The following is a 15820-nucleotide window of genomic DNA, read 5'->3' on the forward strand; positions in this document are numbered from 1 at the left end:
TGTTTTGCGACTTAAGTTGCCAGTCATCATACAAGTGAGGTTTTTGAGTCGCAATACGAGTCTTGCGACCAAATAGCTATAAAAACTGGTTTTTTAAGATTTTAATTTGTGCTTTTGACCGGTTTTCAGCGGTTTAAGCCCGATTTTGACTCGGCTTTTCAGTTCTTGAGGGGGGTGTTTTAGTCGTCATGCAGGCGAGGGAGTCGAATGAAACCGCTGAAACAGCTATGTTGTCTGACGTGTTGAGGTGCAACATCAGCACTTGGAAGAGGCAAGGACAGCCTGCAGAGTGAAGGTAGTAGTATTCTGGAGCCTCATTTGAACGGGTCGGACCACATGCAAAACCAATCCAATGGTTCAAGCCGCAAGCGTGCACCGGGTCTGGCGCACGATATTGTCGCCGAGCTGACTCAACGCATTCTGCTTGGGCAGATCGCGCCCGGTGAAAAACTGCCCTCGGAGTCGACGATTGTTCGTGAGCACGGTGTCAGTCGTACCGTGGTTCGCGAGGCCATCTCCAAGTTGCAGGCTTCGGGTCTGGTTGAAACCCGGCATGGTGTGGGAACGTTTGCCCTGGAGCGTGACCCGCATCAGGGATTTCGCCTGAGCAGTGACACGGCGATCAGCGTGCGGGGGATTCTCGAACTTCGCATGGGGCTGGAGACGCAAGCCGCCGCCCTGGCCGCGAAGCGCCGAACCGACGATCAACTCGCCCGGATGCGCCAGGCGCTGGACGATTACCAGCGTTCGTTGGCCAATAACGACAGCAGCGTTGAACCCGACGTGCGTTTTCATCGGCTCATTGCCGAAGCCACCGGGAATACGTATTTCACCGACATCATCTATCAGCTGGGTAACTCGGTCATACCGCGCACGCGGATCAATGCGCAGGAGCGTGGCGGCACCGATCTGATGAAGCTGGGCCAGGCCGCCAATCTGGAGCACGAAGCGATCTTCAATGCGATTCGCCGGCAGGATCCCGACGCGGCCAGAGCGGCGATGCTGCTGCATTTGAGCAATAGCCTGGAGCGTATGGCGGTTGAGTGAGGCAATGTGAGACCAGCCACATGGTCCATCCGCCTCAAACCAACAACCGCAGCGTTTCAAACAGCTGCCGATCTTCCTTCTTCGCCGAACGCGCATGGCGCCGAATCACCTGCAACAGGCAATCGGTAAAACACAGCGCCGGATTGCTCAGCGAGCCGTTGCGCCGGGTGACGATGCTCAGTTGTCTCGGTTCGAACTGCTCGCTCAAGTTCAGGGAAACCAATCGGCCGAGGAAGGGCGGGGCCGTGCTCAGGATGGTCGGGCCCCAGGTGCACATGTCGGCCCGCTCGAGCATCATTTGCAGAATCGCCAGTGAATGGGCGCGCACGATGCGTTTTTCATCAATCTGCGCGTTGTGCCTCCAGAACAGCTCCTGCATCAGCGCATCGTGGCCGTCTGGCGCGTAGTTCAGGGTCCAGTCCTGATCGAGCAATTCGTGAATCGACCGTGCGTTCTGTCGCGGATGACCCTGGCGAACCAGCACCGAGGTTTGGTAATCCAGTAGGGTTTCGCAGGCAAATTCCGGGGTCGCTTGTGCCGGGTGAAGCTGGCCGATGGCGAAATCCATGCTGCCGTCGCGCAGCAGCGGCTGGGCAACCGCCATCAGGCTTTCGAACAGTTCCAGCTGGATTTCCGGCATACGTGCTCGAAAGGCCAATACCACTTCGGGCAAGAAGGTTAACGCGACCCATGGCGTGACCCCGACGCAGAGTCGCCCCTGGGCCTTTCCGCGCAGGTGATCGAGTTCGGTCTGCGCATGTTCCAGTTGCTTGAGCACCAGCCGGGCGTGGGTCAGCAGGACCTTGCCGTATTCGGTGAAATTCAGGCCACTGGGGGTTCTGACGAACAGCGGTAACTGCTGTGCGGTTTCCAGCTCGCGCAGGGCTTTGGTCACGGCGGCCTGGGACATGCCCAGCGAGCGCGCAGCGGCGCGGATGCTGCCGGTCTCGGCGCTGGCGATCAGGGCTTGTAATTGATGCAGTTTCATCTGCTCACCGTAGCGACAACTATGGGTTGTCATCATAACCAAACTGAGCCTCCCCAGCCTACGACCCATTCCCTAAGATCGACTCAACAGCGCCTGGGTTGAATCGCGGGCAGCTGAATGATCTTATCGAGGAGTACCCCCATGAATGCTGGCCATGTCCTGCCCGGAATTGCAGCGCTGCAGGATGAAATGATCACCCTGCGTCAGCGTATTCACGCGCACCCTGAGTTGGGATTTGAAGAGTTCACCACCGGTGAGCTGGTGGCGCGGTGTTTGACGCAGTGGGGGTATGAAGTCAGCAAAGGGGTGGGCAAGACCGGCGTGGTCGGGACCCTGAAAAATGGTCAAGGCCGGTCCCTCGGACTGCGCGCCGACATGGATGCGTTGCCGATTCAGGAAGCCACCGGGTTGCCTTATGCCAGCCGGATCGACGGCGTGATGCATGCCTGCGGCCACGACGGTCATACGGCAACCCTGCTGGCGGCGGCTAAATACCTGGCACAAACGCGAGATTTCAACGGCACGCTGAATCTGGTTTTCCAGCCGGCCGAAGAAGGCCTGGGCGGTGCGCAGAAGATGCTTGAGGACGGGCTGTTCGAGCGTTTCCCGTGCGATGCGATCTTTGCCATGCACAACATACCGGGCTATCCCGCCGGGCAGTTGGGGTTTTACAGCGGGCCGTTCATGGCCTCTGCCGATACCGTCACGATCAAAATCATCGGCACTGGCGGCCATGGCGCGGTGCCGCATAAGGCGGTCGACCCGGTGGTGGTCTGCGCGTCGATAGTGATCGCCCTGCAAAGCATTGTCTCGCGTAACGTCAACCCACAAGAAACGGCGATCATCACGGTGGGTTCGATTCATGCCGGGAACGTTTCGAATGTGATTCCCGCGTCCGCCGAAATGATCCTGAGCGTGCGCGCGTTGACGCCTGAGGTTCGCCAATTGCTCGAACGCAGAATTACCGAGCTGGTCAACGGACAGGCGGCGAGTTTCGGCGCGCGGGCCGAAATCGATTATTTCCACTGCCATCCGGTGTTGATCAACGATCCCGAGCAAACCGCATTTGCCCGTCAGGTAGCGCGGGAGTGGCTGGGAGAAGGGCAACTGATCGAAGACCTGCGGCCCTTCACCGCCAGCGAGGACTTCGCGTTCATCCTGGAAAAATGCCCCGGCAGTTATCTGGTGATCGGCAATGGCCATGGCGATGGCAGCTGTTTGCTGCACAATCCCGGTTACGACTTCAATGATGCCTGCCTGCCAGTGGGCGCAAGCTATTGGGTGAAGTTGGCCGAGGGTTTTCTGCGTTGAGGCGCACAGTTTTTGAACATCAATATTTTCAAACATCACGGTTGTACAAAAAGCTGTCGGTAACCCGACTCGGCGAACCCCTGGAGGACAATAACAATGAATAAGATGATCGCGGCGGTTTCACTGGTTTTCATGACGGCATCCGGCCTGGCCGGTGCGGCCGACTGGTCCGGCAAAGTGTTGAGACTGGGTATTGACCCGACGTACCCACCGCTTGAGTACAAGAATCAGGATGGCACGCTGACCGGCTTTGGCGTCGACATCGCCGACGCGCTGTGTGCAGAGTTGCACGCCAAATGCGTCTGGGTTGAAAGCAGCTGGGACGGGATGATTCCAGGGCTGCTGGCGCGCAAGTTCGACGCTATCGCTTCGTCGATGACCGTCACCCCCAAGCGTCAGGAGCAGATTGCGTTCAGCGACAAGGTCTCCAACGCGCCGGCCCGCCTGGTCATCAAGCGCGGAGCGAACCTGCAGCCGACCCTCGAGTCGCTCAAAGGCAAGCGCATAGGCGTGGAGCAGGGCTCGACCCAGGAAGCGTTTGCGAAAGCCGTCTGGGGCAAGCAGGGTGTAGAGATTCTGTCTTATCAGAATCAGGACCAGGTCTACGCCGACCTCGTGGTCGGGCGGCTCGATGCGTCGTTGCAGGGCTCGATTCAGGCCAGTTACGGGTTTCTGAATAAACCGGCGGGCAAGGACTACGAGTTTGCCGGCGGCACGCTGGACAACCCGGAATTCTTTGGCGTCGGCGACGGTATCGGCGTGCGCAAGAATGATGTTGAACTGCGTGAAGACCTGAACAAGGCCCTGGCGACAATTCTTGCCAACGGCACGTATGCGAAGATCAACAAAAAGTACTTCGACTTCGACATCTACGGCGCGAAGTAAACTCAGCTCGGCATCTTGAACGGAGCAGTCGCCCGGGCTAATGCCAGTTAGTTAAGCGAACGCTCGGTTCGAAACAGCAAAGATCAAATGTGGGAGCGAGCAAGCCCGCTCCCACATGGATTTTGCTTAACTGATCGGCATTAGGGCAAACCCCCTCGCCACAGGGCGCCGACTATTACTTGCCCAGCGCCGCTGCCAGTAACGGAGCCGCCTGCTCATCCGTCAGAGCGGGGAGAATCTCCATGGCCAGGAGATCACTCCATTCGAGCACCCATTTCTGTATCAGCGTGACATCACTGGCCTCTGCAACACCAAAACCGGTCATGCGTCCTACGGCATGCCAGCGTCCCAGCATCGTGACGCCTGCGGGTGGAGCCCCACCTGTCTTGAGAAAACGTTCGATCGCGCTATTGCGACGTTCCGGAGTGATTGACCAACTGACGATGTAGAGCATCTGCCACCTCCTGTCAGGGGTTGGCACCGGTTTTTTCTCTGCGCGCACGAGGTGGGTGCCGCGACCCTGGCCACGCATCTGTTTTCAGCTCGTCCGTTGGCTGACTTGACCGACAGCTCCCATGAGAAGGCATAGCAGCCCCCCGGATGCTGCGTATGACCGCTGATCTTCTTTCCCACCGCTAGAACAAATCCCCGGTTTATGTTGAGTGATTGAAGCCATTAAAGAGGAGATCCGTCATGCAAGGTTTTCTGGTGATTTTCTTTACCCAGCAGAACCGCCGCCACCACGGAAAAATGCTAGGTGACTGGCTGATTGACCTGGCGAAAGAAATGGGCCTGCACGGGGCCACACTGGCCACCGGTATCGAAGGCTTCGGGCATTCCGGGAAACTGCATTCTGCGCACTTTTTCGAGATGGCCGACCAGCCCGCCGAAATCCGTCTGGCGATTACCGAAGAAGAGTGCACGCGCCTGTTTGAGCGACTCGAGGCCGAAGACATCGCTTTGTTTTACATCAAGGCTCCGGTTGAGTTCGGAACCATCGGCAAAAGGACCGAGCAGTCCGGTCACCAGCCTTGATATCCCTGGTCGAAGCCGAACCAGCGCGAGGGTGGCTGAAGACACCTGCGTCTAGACTCAGGTGTACAGCCCGGTCCAAGGGACATTATTCGTAGTGTCTTTGCTTGATCGAATGTGTAACTGCGCCGGGTTTTCATTCATCCGATTTTTATCAGGAAGCCCGTGATGCTGCATATCAGAACACCCTTGGTGCTCCATCCAGGGCTCTCGACGCCGAGCAGGCGTATCTGGCTCAAGCTGGAAAACCTGCAACCCAGCGGTTCATTCAAGCTGCGCGGCATGGGCCTGCTCTGTACCCGCGCGGCCGAGCAGGGCATGAAGAAAGTGGTCTGTCCTTCCGGCGGCAATGCCGGATATGCAACGGCAGTGGCCGCTGCGGCGTTGGGTCTGGAAGCCAGCATCATCGTGCCGCACACCACCCCTGAAAGCACTCGGGCGCGAATTGCCAAAACCGGGGCGCAAGTGATCGTGCACGGTCAGGTGTGGGACGAGGCCAACCAGTTGGCGCTAGAACTCGCCAAGGCGCCTGATACCGAATATGTGCCTGCTTTCGACCACCCGACGCTGTGGGAAGGGCACAGCACGATGATCGATGAAATCCTGCAGGACTGCCCTCAGGTCGACACGCTTGTGGCGTCGGTGGGCGGGGGTGGTTTGCTGGCCGGGATTCTGACCGGTCTGGAACGCCACGCTCGGCTGGATTGCCGGATCATTGCTTGTGAAACCGAGGGCGCAGCCTCATTCGCCGCCGCGCTCAAGGCCGGACATCCGGTCAAGCTCTCTGAAATCAACACCGTTGCCAGCTCACTCGGGGCGCTGCAAGTTGCGCAGTGGCCGGTTGAGCACATCCAGCGCTTTCAGCACGCGAGTGTCGTGCTGACGGATGCCGAGGCCATCATGGGTGTCGTTCGGTATGCCGATGACCTGCGCCAACTAGTGGAACCGGCGTGCGGTGTCTCGTTGGCCGTCGCGTATCTGGATCACCCGGCGATTGCCGGTGCCCATGATGTGGTGATTGTCGTGTGTGGCGGGATCAGCATCAGCGCGCAGAAGGTTGCCGAATGGGCGAAGTCTTGACGTGACGCCTGGGGGAAAGGCTCGGAACCGGACGGTCCCGAGCCTTTTGAGCGAGGGTGCTTTTAGCTGATGACCTGATAACAGGGCACATACTCCGCGCCACCTGGCAGTTTCATGCGGTGTTGTGCGACAAACGCTTGCAGCAGTTTGTCCAGCGGTTGCATGACCGCTACGTCGCCGTGGATCTTGTAAGGACCGTGTTTTTCGATCAGGCGGATGCCCTTGTCCTTGACGTTACCGGCAACGATGCCGGAAAACGCGCGGCGCAGGTTCGCTGCCAGTTCGTGCGGTGGCAGGTCGTGGCGTAGTTGCAGGCTGGCCATGTTTTCGTGGGTTGGATCGAACGGGCGCTGGAAGCCTTCGTCGATCTTCAGCAGCCAGTTGAAATGGAACGCATCGTTACGCTCGCGACGGAACTGCTTGACGTCCTTGAGCCCTTGAGTCATTTGCCGGGCCACCTGGGCCGGGTCGTCGATGATGATCTCGTAGTGACTTTGCGCGTCTTTGCCCAGTGTCGAGCCGACGAACGCATGCAGCTGCTGCAAGTACGGTTCCGCGCTCTTCGGTCCGGTCAGAATCACCGGGAAGGGCAGATCGCGGTTGTCCGGGTGCATCAGGATTCCGAGCAGGTAGAGGAACTCTTCGGCGGTACCGGCACCGCCCGGGAAAATGATAATGCCGTGACCAACGCGCACGAAGGCTTCCAGGCGTTTCTCGATGTCGGGCAGAATCACCAGTTCATTGACGATCGGGTTAGGTGCCTCGGCCGCGATGATTCCAGGCTCCGTCAGGCCCAGGTAGCGGCCGTGGGTGATCCGTTGCTTGGCGTGGGAAATGGTGGCGCCCTTCATCGGGCCTTTCATCACCCCAGGCCCGCAGCCGGTGCACACATCAAGACTGCGCAGGCCGAGTTCATGGCCGACCTTCTTGGTGTACTGATATTCCTCGGTGCTGATCGAATGACCACCCCAGCACACCACTATCTTCGGCTCGACGCCGGGACGCAGAGTGCGGGCGTTGCGCAGCAGGTGGAAGACGTAGTCGCTGATGCCTTGCGAAGAGCTCAGGTCGATGCGCTGGCTGTCCAGCTCGTTCTCGGTATAAACGATGTCGCGCAGGGCGCTGAACAACATCTCGCGGGTGCTGGCGATCATCTCGCCGTCGACGAAGGCGTCCGCGGGGGCGTTGAGCAGCTCCAGGCGTACACCGCGATCTTGCTGATGAATGCGGATCTCGAAGTCCCGATAGGCTTCAAGGATGGTCTTGGCGTTGTCGACATGGGCGCCGGTGTTGAGGATGGCCAGGGCGCACTGGCGGAAGAGTGAGTAGATGCTGCCCGATCCGGCGGCGCTCAGTTGCTGAACTTCGCGTTGGGACAGCGTCTCCAGGCTGCCCTTTGGGCTCACCGAAGCATTGATTACTTGTCTTGCGGTCATTCGATATTCCCTGAGAGCGATGTTATCGAGTCCGACAGGCTCGGTTACATCAGGATAGTCAGTGCTAGCGCGATCGTGCTGCGCCATCTTCTCCGGCGACCGGGCGAGAATGCAAACATCGCGGGCCGGTGCGAGCCAGATCAATCGTTTCATGATGCACCGGACGGACATCAAACAGGATTCCTGGCAGGGGGGCAATAATGTAAAAGCCCGGCACTGGGCCGGGCTCGATTAGCGTTTGAACGTTGTTTAGCTCAGAAGCCCGGTACTGACTGCGACAATCAGGAAAATACCCAGTGCCGCCCGGTAAATAACGAAGGGCCAGGTGGAAAATTTTTCCAGGAATTTCATCAGGCCCCAGATGGCGCAAAATGCCGACACGCTGGCGATCACCAGCCCGAAAATCAGGTGCGACCACGCTTCGGCCGGGATGTGTGCCTGAAACAACACCCACAGCTCTTTCAGGCCGGCCAACGCGATAGCGGGCAGCCCCAGCAGGAACGAGAAGCGCGCGGCTTCTTCGCGTTTGAAGTTAAGAAAGAGCGCTGCGGTGAGTGTTGAGCCGGAGCGGGAAACACCCGGTATCAGCGCGCCAATCTGCGCAATGCCGACGATCAATGCATCCCGCAGGCGCATCTCTCCCACGACGCGCTGATGGCGGCAGCTGAGTTCGGCCGCAGCCAGCAGAACGGCCATCACCACGCATGAGATACCAATTACCATCAGACCTCTTAAGGGTGAGTTGCACGTATTGAGCAGCGAGGACAAGGCCAGGCCCGCGATGCCGATCGGGATGGTCGCCAGCACAATGGCAACCGCCAGCTTGAACGACTGGTTGTTGAAGTCACGCTGTCGTACGGCGCCGATGCTTCCCGTGACGACTTCCCGTACGTCACGCCAGAAATAGCTGACGACCGCGGCCAGTGCGGCCAGTTGCATGGCCGCGGAAAACGCCGAGCCGGGATCGGGCCAGCCGAGAAGGGCGGGTACGACTCGCATGTGCGCGGTGGATGAAATGGGGAGTAGCTCGGTGATGCCTTGAATGATGCCCAGGATGCCAATTTGCAGGTAATCCAGAGAGGCAAAGCCAATATCAAGGCCGCTGGAACAGACGTTTGTCAAAATACTTTCCTTAAGAATAAGGCTTCTCCACTAGCCTGAAGACACAAAGCGAAGCTCGGAAAGTCTCGGCAGTGGACGAATGATCCTGGACTGAACCGCTCTATCGGACGGTTGTTCATGGTGACTGCGAGCGGAATGATCGCCTTATTTGTAACGGTTTGCTACCAGCTATTGACGTCATTTTTTTAACAAGGAGCATCCGCCAAGCCCATGTGTACAGGTCTCGTCGGGATTTTATGGTCGGTTCATGGACGACTGTCGACGTTCCTCAGTCCCAGCTAAGTTTGCCTGCGTAGTCTCTCCTTACGCCAATTGCCGCGCCGTTAAGGAGAAGCACCCACATGAAGCCGCTTACGAAAGCTGACTGGCTCAACAAAGTCCCCGAAGTGACACTGTCGTTCTGGGTCATCAAGATCATGTCCACCACCGTGGGTGAAACCGGTGCCGACTTTCTCGCCGTCGATGCAGGTCTGGGGCAGAGTGTCACCAGTATCGGCATGGCCGTGCTGTTGGCGATCGCACTGTTCGGCCAGCTTCGCACTCGCGCCTACACCCCCTGGATTTACTGGCTGACGGTGGTGCTGGTGAGTGTCGTCGGAACGCAGATTACCGATGTGCTCACCGACAAGCTGGGCGTCAGTCTGTATGCCAGCACGGCGGTGTTTTCCGTACTGCTGGCGATCAACTTCATGGTCTGGTACAGGTCGGAGCGCAGCCTGTCGATCAATGAAATCGTTACGCCGCGCCGGGAGTTGTTCTATTGGACGACGGTGCTCTGCACGTTTGCGCTGGGTACGGCAGCCGGTGATCTGGCCACCGAGGCGCTGGGCCTTGGCTTCACACTGGGCGCGGTGATTTTCGGCGCGCTGATCGCCGTGGCTTTCGCCGCCTGGCGCCTGGGTGGCAATGCGGTCCTGACCTTCTGGATCGCCTACATCCTGACCCGTCCTTTCGGCGCCTCCCTGGGCGACTTGCTGACGCAAGCCAAGACTTATGGCGGCCTCGGCATGGGCGCCATGTGGACCAGCGCGATTTTCCTCAGCGTCATCCTGATCCTGGTAGCCGCCGCGCAGATGAACGTCGGCAATCGCAACCTCGTCACTGAATAAGTCGTTTAAAAGCACATCAAGGAATCATCATGGTCTACGTTCAAACCGCCATTCGTAAAGTCGCCATCCTTTCAGCCATCGTCGTATTTGGCCTGGCCGCCGGATGTTCGAAACCTGCTGACGCCCCTAAAGCGAGCGCTGCTTCGGGCGCGGCCAGCGTTCAGCAGAACTCGGCCTCGAAACTGGGCGACCTGTCGGCGTTCCAGAGCATCGCAACCAGCGTCGCCGGCCTCGTCGACAAGAACGACTTGCCGGGCGCGAAAACCCGGATCAAGGACCTGGAATTGTCCTGGGACTCCGCGGAAGCCGGTCTTAAGCCGCGTGCTGCCAGCGACTGGCATGTACTGGACAAGGCCATCGACATTGCACTTGAGGCCCTGCGCGCCAGTACCCCGAAACAGAGCGACTGCAAGGCGGCCATGGATGATTTGCTGAAAACCTTCAACTCGCTGCAAGGAAAAAGCTGACGGCGTTCAATACCCATAAATCGCTTCGCGCACGCTTGAACAGGTGATTCAATGCAGGCTCGATACTCTGCGCAGGTGTATGCCCGCGTGAGTGTCGAGCCTCACTTATTCACCGGAGAGGGACATGCGGATATTACTGGTCGAAGACGACCCCATGATTGGGGACGCGATCCAGGGCGCATTGAAGGATGCCAGTTACGCCGCCGACTGGGTCACGGATGGCCTGACCGCCCTGACTGCGCTGGACACTCAACATTATGACCTGGTGCTGCTTGACCTCGGCCTGCCCGGCAAGGACGGACTGTCGGTACTGAGCAGCCTTCGTGCCCGCAACAACGGCGTTCCGTTGCTGATCATCACGGCCCGCGACAGCCTCGACGATCGTTTACGCGGTCTCGATGGCGGCGCTGACGACTACCTCCTCAAACCCTTTGAAATGGCGGAATTGCTGGCCCGTATGCGCGCCGTTCTGCGCCGCAAAGGGGGCAGCGCGCTGCCTGTGTTCAGCAACGGCGTGGTGTCGCTGGACCCGATTTCGAAACAAGCCAGCACCGAAGCAAATCCTGACGTCCAGCTCTCCAGCCGCGAGTTCTCGCTGCTGCAGGCGCTGTTGATCAGGCCGGGCGCGATTCTTTCGCGCAGCGAGCTCGAAGACCGTATCTATGGCTGGGGCAATGAAGTGGAAAGCAATGCGGTGGAGTTTCTGATCCATGCACTGCGTCGCAAGCTGGGTAGCCATGTCATCAAGAATGTCAGGGGGATGGGATGGATGGTTTCAAAAGGCGACTGAGCGAGTCGGTCCAGGTCAGGCTGTCAGTTTCTCTGTCGCTGGCCATCCTGATCGTCGCTATCGTGGCGGGTATTTTCGCCTTCGTCTCGGCCTTCGACGAAGCCCTGGAAATGCAGGACAACACTCTGCATCAGGTGGCCGTGCTGTTCGAGCGTCAGCAGATGACGCTGGTCTATCCGGCGCAAGGCAAGGGTGTCGAGGGCGATGATGAAGAATCCAGGGTCATCGTTCAGTACCTGACCGATGGCAACAAGGCGTCGGGCAATGTTGACGCCGGCGCACCGTTGCCACTGCCGACCACGCTGGCCGATGGTCTGGCGACGCTTACGGTCGGAGGCGAACCGTTTCGTGTGCTGGTCAAAACGCTGACCAGTGGCGAACGCATCGCCGTCGCGCAGGAAACCGGTGCGCGCGACAAGGACGCCCGCGAGAGCGCCTGGCGCGGCCTGCTGCCGTTTCTCATCCTGTTTCCCGTGCTCTTGCTGGTGGTTGCCGATCTGGTGCACAAGCTGTTTCGACCCATTGCCGTACTGGCTTCTGAAATCGACCAGCGCGGCGAGCAGGAACTGCACCCCATCGACGAAAACCATCTGCCCGCCGAAATCCGCCCCTTCGTGCTGGCCATCAATCGATTACTCAACCGTGTGGCTCAGTCGATGGAAACCCAGCGCCGATTCGTCGCCGACGCTGCCCACGAACTCCGGTCGCCCCTGACGGCCCTGTCCCTGCAAGCCGAACGCCTGGCCGTCGCAGACATGTCGACGTTGGCCCGGGAGCGTCTGTTTGCGTTGCGGCGGGGGATCGAACGCGGCAAAAATCTGATTGATCAACTGTTGGCGCTGGCCACCGCACAATCGAACTCGACGCTGCCCATAACCCCGGTTTCCGTGCATGGCGTCTATCGTCGCGTGTTGGAGGACCTGCTGCCGCTGGCCGAGGTCAAGCATATCGACATCGGTGTCGAGGACGAACAGGATGTGCAGGTGCTGATCAACGAGATCGATCTGCATGCGGTGGTCAAGAACCTGGTCGATAACGCCATTCGCTATACGCCTGCGGGCGGGCGGGTAGATCTTTCGGTGGGCATGGAGGAGGGCGGGGCACTGTTGCAGGTCAAGGACTCCGGCCCCGGGATTGCGGCCGAGGAGCGCGAGCGTGTGTTCGACCCGTTTTATCGCAGCCTCGGGAGCCATGAGGTCGGGTCCGGGCTGGGGCTGTCCATCGTCAAGGCGGTAGCGGATCGTAGCGGGGCACAGATCCGCCTGGGGTTTTGCGATGAGGTCGCAAGAAGCGGGTTGTGTGTCTCGGTATGGTTGCCGTCATTGATTTCCCGCAGCGTTCCCCCTGCCGCCCATCTGTAGGCGCAGATTCATTTGCGAAAAAAACACATTGCCGGCCATGCATTCCTCGGCCGGCTCTGAATATTCATATAAGGATCAACCCGTGCTGTTAAGCAAACGCGATCAGGCGCGAATCGAGCGTCGCCTGGTAGTTACCCTGACCGAGGCGTGTGAGACGGCCAAAGCGGAAATTGCAGGGTTCTCCTGGCTGACCCACGAAGTGGATTACGCGGCGTTCCCCGCAAGTTTGATGGTGACCTGGGTCTTCGACACGCTGGTCAACAAGAGTCAGGCCCTGGCCAGTGGGCAAGCTGAACGCATGGTCGAACTGACAGCCGTGGCGTTAAGTGAAGCGGATATTCTCGTCAGTCCGGTCTCGGCCCATGTGCAGTTTGACACTGAAGAACAGTGCCAGCGCGCCAATGCCGGAAACTGGCAGCAACGCTTGGCAGGCACGCGCTCGACTCGGGGTTGAACCATGGCCAAGGATATCGAAAACCCGTGTATCTCCGTTTGTCAGCTGCGCGGTGAGTTGTGTGTGAGTTGTGGTCGCACCAAGGAGGACATCAGAAAATGGAAGCGCATGAAGCGCCCCGAAAAGATGGCCGCCGTGCAACGAGCGAGCGTGCGTCTGCACAGTCTGCAAAAAAACAACACCTGAGCCTCCATGCCAAAGGTGCCGGACATTCGTGGTGAAAAGGAACTGCAGTTGAACGAACAGACATTGTCCATGCGCCTGGAGCGCGTGGCGGGGCATGTGCCAGCAGGTGCGCGCCTGGCCGATATCGGCTCGGATCACGGCTACTTGCCGGTGGCGTTGATGCGCCGTGGCGCCATCGCGGCGGCGGTGGCCGGCGAGGTGGCATTGACGCCGTTCCGCTCGGCCGAACGCACCGTGCGCGAGAACGGCCTGGACCAGCGGATCACCGTGCGCCTGGCCAATGGCCTGGCGGCGATCGAGCCGGGAGACGGGATCACGGCGATCAGCATCTGCGGCATGGGCGGCGAGACGATTCGCGACATCCTCGACAGCGGCAAGGCGCACCTGAGCGGTCAGGAGCGCCTGATCCTGCAGCCCAACGGCGGCGAGCAGCCACTGCGCCAATGGTTGATGGAAAATGGTTACCGCATCCTCTGCGAGGAAGTGCTGCGGGAAAACCGCTTCGACTACGAAATCATCGTCGCCGAGCGCGCCGGGCCGGTGATGTACACCGCCGAGGAGCTTTACTTCGGCCCGCTGCAGATGCAAGCACGCAGTCCAGCGTTCCTGGTCAAGTGGCAGCGCATGCTGCGCCAGAAGCAGAAGACCCTGACCCACTTCGCCCGGGCGCGGCAGACCGTGCCCGAGGAGAAGGTGCAAGACATCGCCCGGCAGGCCCGGTGGATCACCGAGCTGCTGGCTTGAGCGCGGTCCAGGTGAATCGCCCTCAAATGCGTGACACCTCTGAATGACAGCTTTTTTGCCCAAAGCTGACATTGATACAGTGCCTGCCGTTAGCGTTCGCTCGGACGGATGAGTTGCATCGATGCGTTGATGGAGCAATGGCCTCAGCTAGCGAACTCGCTAGTGAAATGAGATGACTGGAACGTGGTGGAGGGGGCAGCAATGTCCGCTTTCGCGCCTGAGGCACAGGAGAGGTGATTAATGAAATCATTTAGAGTTCGCGAGCTAAAAAGTACTGATACTGAAGCGTTGCTGGCATTCGAAATCCATAACCGCGAATGGTTCGAATCTCATATTGATGCGCGGGACCCTTCTTTTTACTCATTGCAGGGTGTCGCCGATCATATTGAATACTATTTATCCGATTTTGCTATCGGCGCCTGGCACCCGTTTGTTATCGAAGACTCCAGTGAAAGAATAGTGGGTCGAGCAAATTTGAAAAGCATCAACTCACCGAAGCGTAATGCTGAAGTAGGCTATCGGATTGATCAACGCGCTTGCGGGCAGGGATTGGCAACACTGGCGCTGAGACATCTTATCCAGGAGGCACAGATGCGTTGGGAACTTACGCAACTAGTGGCTTATGTATATAAGGAAAATGTGGGCTCAAGAAAAGTACTGGGTCGGTGCGGATTCTTGCTTGAACAACCCTCTTGTAACGACAAAACGGGGGACGAATGCCGATTCGTCCTTTCGATCTAGATACATGTTTTTCAACGATTCTGAATGCCGTTGTGCTGCAAAACAGTGGGCCAGTGAAGGAGGGGGGGCGTTCAATTCTTCGCCATTCCTGGTTGGGAGGGGTGCTGATAAATGTATAACTCAGGTAGTCCGCAGCTTCTCCAAGGAATGTCATTGGCTGCGCGTTGATCCGAAGTGCGGGTAATCGGCCAGGCTCTATTGAAGGCTTTTAGGGTATGGCTAAGCTACCTTGTCAGAATGCAGTGCTTGGCTATCCATGGAAATTCGGACTGCGTCATGACGCCAGAACTCGCGATCGCAATCAAGAATCTGTCCATGTTGGTCATAGTTGATGCGAATGATCATTAACAGCGGGCTGCCTTCTGGCAGATTGAGATAATTCGCCACGCTGGCCTGCGCCGCAGTGGGGTAGATATCAAAAGTGGCGCGGCCGCACTGGATGCCATAATGCTTTCGGTAAATGGATGTCAGCGACTGAGTCAGATCCAGCTTCAATATATCCGGGACAAATTCTGGTTTCAGATAATGTTCTACAAACATGACGACGCGCCCATCGACATAACGTAGGCGACGTATGCAGTGCAGCATGCTTGACGGCGGCAGTGCCATCTTCAGGCATAACTCAGGGGGCGCCAATTCCGTACTGGTCGAGATCACCTGTGTGGCTGCCTTGCGACCCTGACTTTCGACCATCTGGTGGAACAGTGAATTTGTGAAAGGGTTGTACTCCAGTCGTGGAGGGGTCACAAACCAACCGCGTCTGCTTTCCCGATAGATCGATCCTTCTGCCTCCATTCTTTGCAGTGCTTCCCTGAGCGTGACGCGCGTTGTGGAAAACATGTCGCTCAGTATTCGCTCGGAAGGGAGTTTGCTTCCGGATGCCAGCGTGCCATTGATGATTTGCGCTGCCAAGGCGTGACGGATGTTGGCTGCTTGTGTGGTGGTTTTTTCTGTCACGGTGATGGTCTGGTTGATTTTTGAGCGCTGATATTATCCCAGTTCATGATTACATTACCTTTACGACCCACTCAATTGACGCTATTAGCGCCGAAAATTCATGACGGTGG

General features: G+C 58.4%; 18 protein-coding genes. 13 read left to right on the top strand and 5 right to left on the bottom strand.

Annotated elements, in window-relative coordinates; translation table 11 throughout:
• The first annotated feature begins 336 nt into the window (after nt 1-336).
• Nucleotides 337-1047, top strand: a complete 711-nt coding sequence (locus AC1RPZ_RS20720; protein ID WP_493138963.1) for a FadR/GntR family transcriptional regulator — start codon at nt 337-339, stop codon at nt 1045-1047.
• A gap of 34 nt (nt 1048-1081) precedes the next feature.
• Here AC1RPZ_RS20720 and AC1RPZ_RS20725 read toward each other — a convergent pair whose 3' ends face one another.
• The gene (locus tag AC1RPZ_RS20725; RefSeq protein WP_493138965.1) at nt 1082-2071 is read right to left on the bottom strand and encodes a LysR family transcriptional regulator; all 990 of its coding nucleotides are present in this window, start codon (nt 2069-2071) and stop codon (nt 1082-1084) included.
• A 105-nt stretch (nt 2072-2176) separates the two neighbouring features.
• Here AC1RPZ_RS20725 and AC1RPZ_RS20730 point away from each other — a divergent pair, with 105 nt between their 5' ends.
• Nucleotides 2177-3346 (top strand): M20 aminoacylase family protein, encoded by a 1170-nt coding sequence (locus AC1RPZ_RS20730; RefSeq protein WP_493138967.1) that lies wholly within the window; start codon nt 2177-2179, stop codon nt 3344-3346.
• 96 nt (nt 3347-3442) lie between these two features.
• Entirely contained in the window at nt 3443-4231 is a 789-nt protein-coding gene (locus AC1RPZ_RS20735) for an ABC transporter substrate-binding protein (protein WP_493138969.1), read from the top strand.
• A gap of 175 nt (nt 4232-4406) precedes the next feature.
• Here the strand turns inward: AC1RPZ_RS20735 and AC1RPZ_RS20740 are convergent, their stop codons facing one another.
• Nucleotides 4407-4685, bottom strand: a complete 279-nt coding sequence (locus AC1RPZ_RS20740) for a DUF3303 domain-containing protein (RefSeq protein WP_123425555.1) — start codon at nt 4683-4685, stop codon at nt 4407-4409.
• 239 nt (nt 4686-4924) lie between these two features.
• Here AC1RPZ_RS20740 and AC1RPZ_RS20745 point away from each other — a divergent pair, with 239 nt between their 5' ends.
• Nucleotides 4925-5266 (top strand): DUF190 domain-containing protein, encoded by a 342-nt coding sequence (locus tag AC1RPZ_RS20745; RefSeq protein WP_493138970.1) that lies wholly within the window; start codon nt 4925-4927, stop codon nt 5264-5266.
• Nucleotides 5267-5431: 165 nt separating this feature from the next.
• Entirely contained in the window at nt 5432-6343 is a 912-nt protein-coding gene (locus AC1RPZ_RS20750; protein ID WP_493138972.1) for a pyridoxal-phosphate dependent enzyme, read from the top strand.
• Nucleotides 6344-6405: 62 nt separating this feature from the next.
• Here the strand turns inward: AC1RPZ_RS20750 and ppnN are convergent, their stop codons facing one another.
• Nucleotides 6406-7779 (bottom strand): nucleotide 5'-monophosphate nucleosidase PpnN, encoded by a 1374-nt coding sequence (gene ppnN / locus AC1RPZ_RS20755; protein ID WP_493138973.1) that lies wholly within the window; start codon nt 7777-7779, stop codon nt 6406-6408.
• A gap of 249 nt (nt 7780-8028) precedes the next feature.
• Entirely contained in the window at nt 8029-8901 is an 873-nt protein-coding gene (locus AC1RPZ_RS20760; protein ID WP_493138975.1) for an undecaprenyl-diphosphate phosphatase, read from the bottom strand.
• A 341-nt stretch (nt 8902-9242) separates the two neighbouring features.
• Between AC1RPZ_RS20760 and AC1RPZ_RS20765 the strand changes: the two genes are divergently transcribed.
• The 8 genes from AC1RPZ_RS20765 to AC1RPZ_RS20800 all read left to right on the top strand — a co-directional run bounded on the left by AC1RPZ_RS20765 (nt 9243) and on the right by AC1RPZ_RS20800 (nt 14753).
• Complete coding sequence (locus AC1RPZ_RS20765; protein WP_493138976.1) at nt 9243-10010, top strand: COG4705 family protein; 768 nt, start codon at nt 9243-9245, stop codon at nt 10008-10010.
• A 29-nt stretch (nt 10011-10039) separates the two neighbouring features.
• Entirely contained in the window at nt 10040-10477 is a 438-nt protein-coding gene (locus AC1RPZ_RS20770) for a hypothetical protein (protein WP_493138978.1), read from the top strand.
• A gap of 124 nt (nt 10478-10601) precedes the next feature.
• Nucleotides 10602-11267, top strand: coding sequence for a response regulator transcription factor (locus AC1RPZ_RS20775; RefSeq protein WP_493138980.1), 666 nt, complete (start codon nt 10602-10604; stop codon nt 11265-11267).
• Nucleotides 11243-12628, top strand: a complete 1386-nt coding sequence (locus tag AC1RPZ_RS20780) for an ATP-binding protein (RefSeq protein WP_493138981.1) — start codon at nt 11243-11245, stop codon at nt 12626-12628. The genes AC1RPZ_RS20775 and AC1RPZ_RS20780 overlap by 25 nt, the downstream gene beginning before the upstream one ends.
• Nucleotides 12629-12710: 82 nt before the next feature.
• Nucleotides 12711-13082, top strand: coding sequence for a hypothetical protein (locus AC1RPZ_RS20785; RefSeq protein ID WP_493138983.1), 372 nt, complete (start codon nt 12711-12713; stop codon nt 13080-13082).
• Nucleotides 13083-13085: 3 nt separating this feature from the next.
• Nucleotides 13086-13268, top strand: a complete 183-nt coding sequence (locus AC1RPZ_RS20790) for a DUF1289 domain-containing protein (RefSeq protein WP_493138985.1) — start codon at nt 13086-13088, stop codon at nt 13266-13268.
• Nucleotides 13269-13316: 48 nt separating this feature from the next.
• Entirely contained in the window at nt 13317-14012 is a 696-nt protein-coding gene (locus AC1RPZ_RS20795) for a tRNA (adenine(22)-N(1))-methyltransferase (protein ID WP_493139125.1), read from the top strand.
• Between the two features lie 240 nt (nt 14013-14252).
• Nucleotides 14253-14753 (top strand): GNAT family N-acetyltransferase, encoded by a 501-nt coding sequence (locus tag AC1RPZ_RS20800; protein WP_493138987.1) that lies wholly within the window; start codon nt 14253-14255, stop codon nt 14751-14753.
• A gap of 219 nt (nt 14754-14972) precedes the next feature.
• On the opposite strand, the gene AC1RPZ_RS20805 is transcribed toward AC1RPZ_RS20800, so the two are convergent.
• Nucleotides 14973-15710 carry a UTRA domain-containing protein gene (locus AC1RPZ_RS20805; protein WP_493138989.1) on the bottom strand — a complete coding sequence of 246 codons (738 nt, stop codon included), beginning with the start codon at nt 15708-15710 and terminating at the stop codon, nt 14973-14975.
• Nucleotides 15711-15820: the final 110 nt, after the last annotated feature.

The organism is Pseudomonas sp. GW822-FHT02D10 (genome assembly GCF_058802345.1).

Coding starts and splice junctions, on each gene's coding strand:
- AC1RPZ_RS20735 (WP_493138969.1), top strand. CDS start 3,443: ATGAATAAGATGATCGCGGCGGTTTCACTGGTTTTCATGACGGCATCC.
- ppnN (WP_493138973.1), bottom strand. CDS start 7,779: ATGACCGCAAGACAAGTAATCAATGCTTCGGTGAGCCCAAAGGGCAGC.
- AC1RPZ_RS20775 (WP_493138980.1), top strand. CDS start 10,602: ATGCGGATATTACTGGTCGAAGACGACCCCATGATTGGGGACGCGATC.
- AC1RPZ_RS20740 (WP_123425555.1), bottom strand. CDS start 4,685: ATGCTCTACATCGTCAGTTGGTCAATCACTCCGGAACGTCGCAATAGC.
- AC1RPZ_RS20800 (WP_493138987.1), top strand. CDS start 14,253: ATGAAATCATTTAGAGTTCGCGAGCTAAAAAGTACTGATACTGAAGCG.
- AC1RPZ_RS20720 (WP_493138963.1), top strand. CDS start 337: ATGCAAAACCAATCCAATGGTTCAAGCCGCAAGCGTGCACCGGGTCTG.
- AC1RPZ_RS20750 (WP_493138972.1), top strand. CDS start 5,432: ATGCTGCATATCAGAACACCCTTGGTGCTCCATCCAGGGCTCTCGACG.
- AC1RPZ_RS20730 (WP_493138967.1), top strand. CDS start 2,177: ATGAATGCTGGCCATGTCCTGCCCGGAATTGCAGCGCTGCAGGATGAA.
- AC1RPZ_RS20790 (WP_493138985.1), top strand. CDS start 13,086: ATGGCCAAGGATATCGAAAACCCGTGTATCTCCGTTTGTCAGCTGCGC.
- AC1RPZ_RS20725 (WP_493138965.1), bottom strand. CDS start 2,071: ATGATGACAACCCATAGTTGTCGCTACGGTGAGCAGATGAAACTGCAT.
- AC1RPZ_RS20780 (WP_493138981.1), top strand. CDS start 11,243: ATGGATGGTTTCAAAAGGCGACTGAGCGAGTCGGTCCAGGTCAGGCTG.
- AC1RPZ_RS20765 (WP_493138976.1), top strand. CDS start 9,243: ATGAAGCCGCTTACGAAAGCTGACTGGCTCAACAAAGTCCCCGAAGTG.
- AC1RPZ_RS20745 (WP_493138970.1), top strand. CDS start 4,925: ATGCAAGGTTTTCTGGTGATTTTCTTTACCCAGCAGAACCGCCGCCAC.
- AC1RPZ_RS20770 (WP_493138978.1), top strand. CDS start 10,040: ATGGTCTACGTTCAAACCGCCATTCGTAAAGTCGCCATCCTTTCAGCC.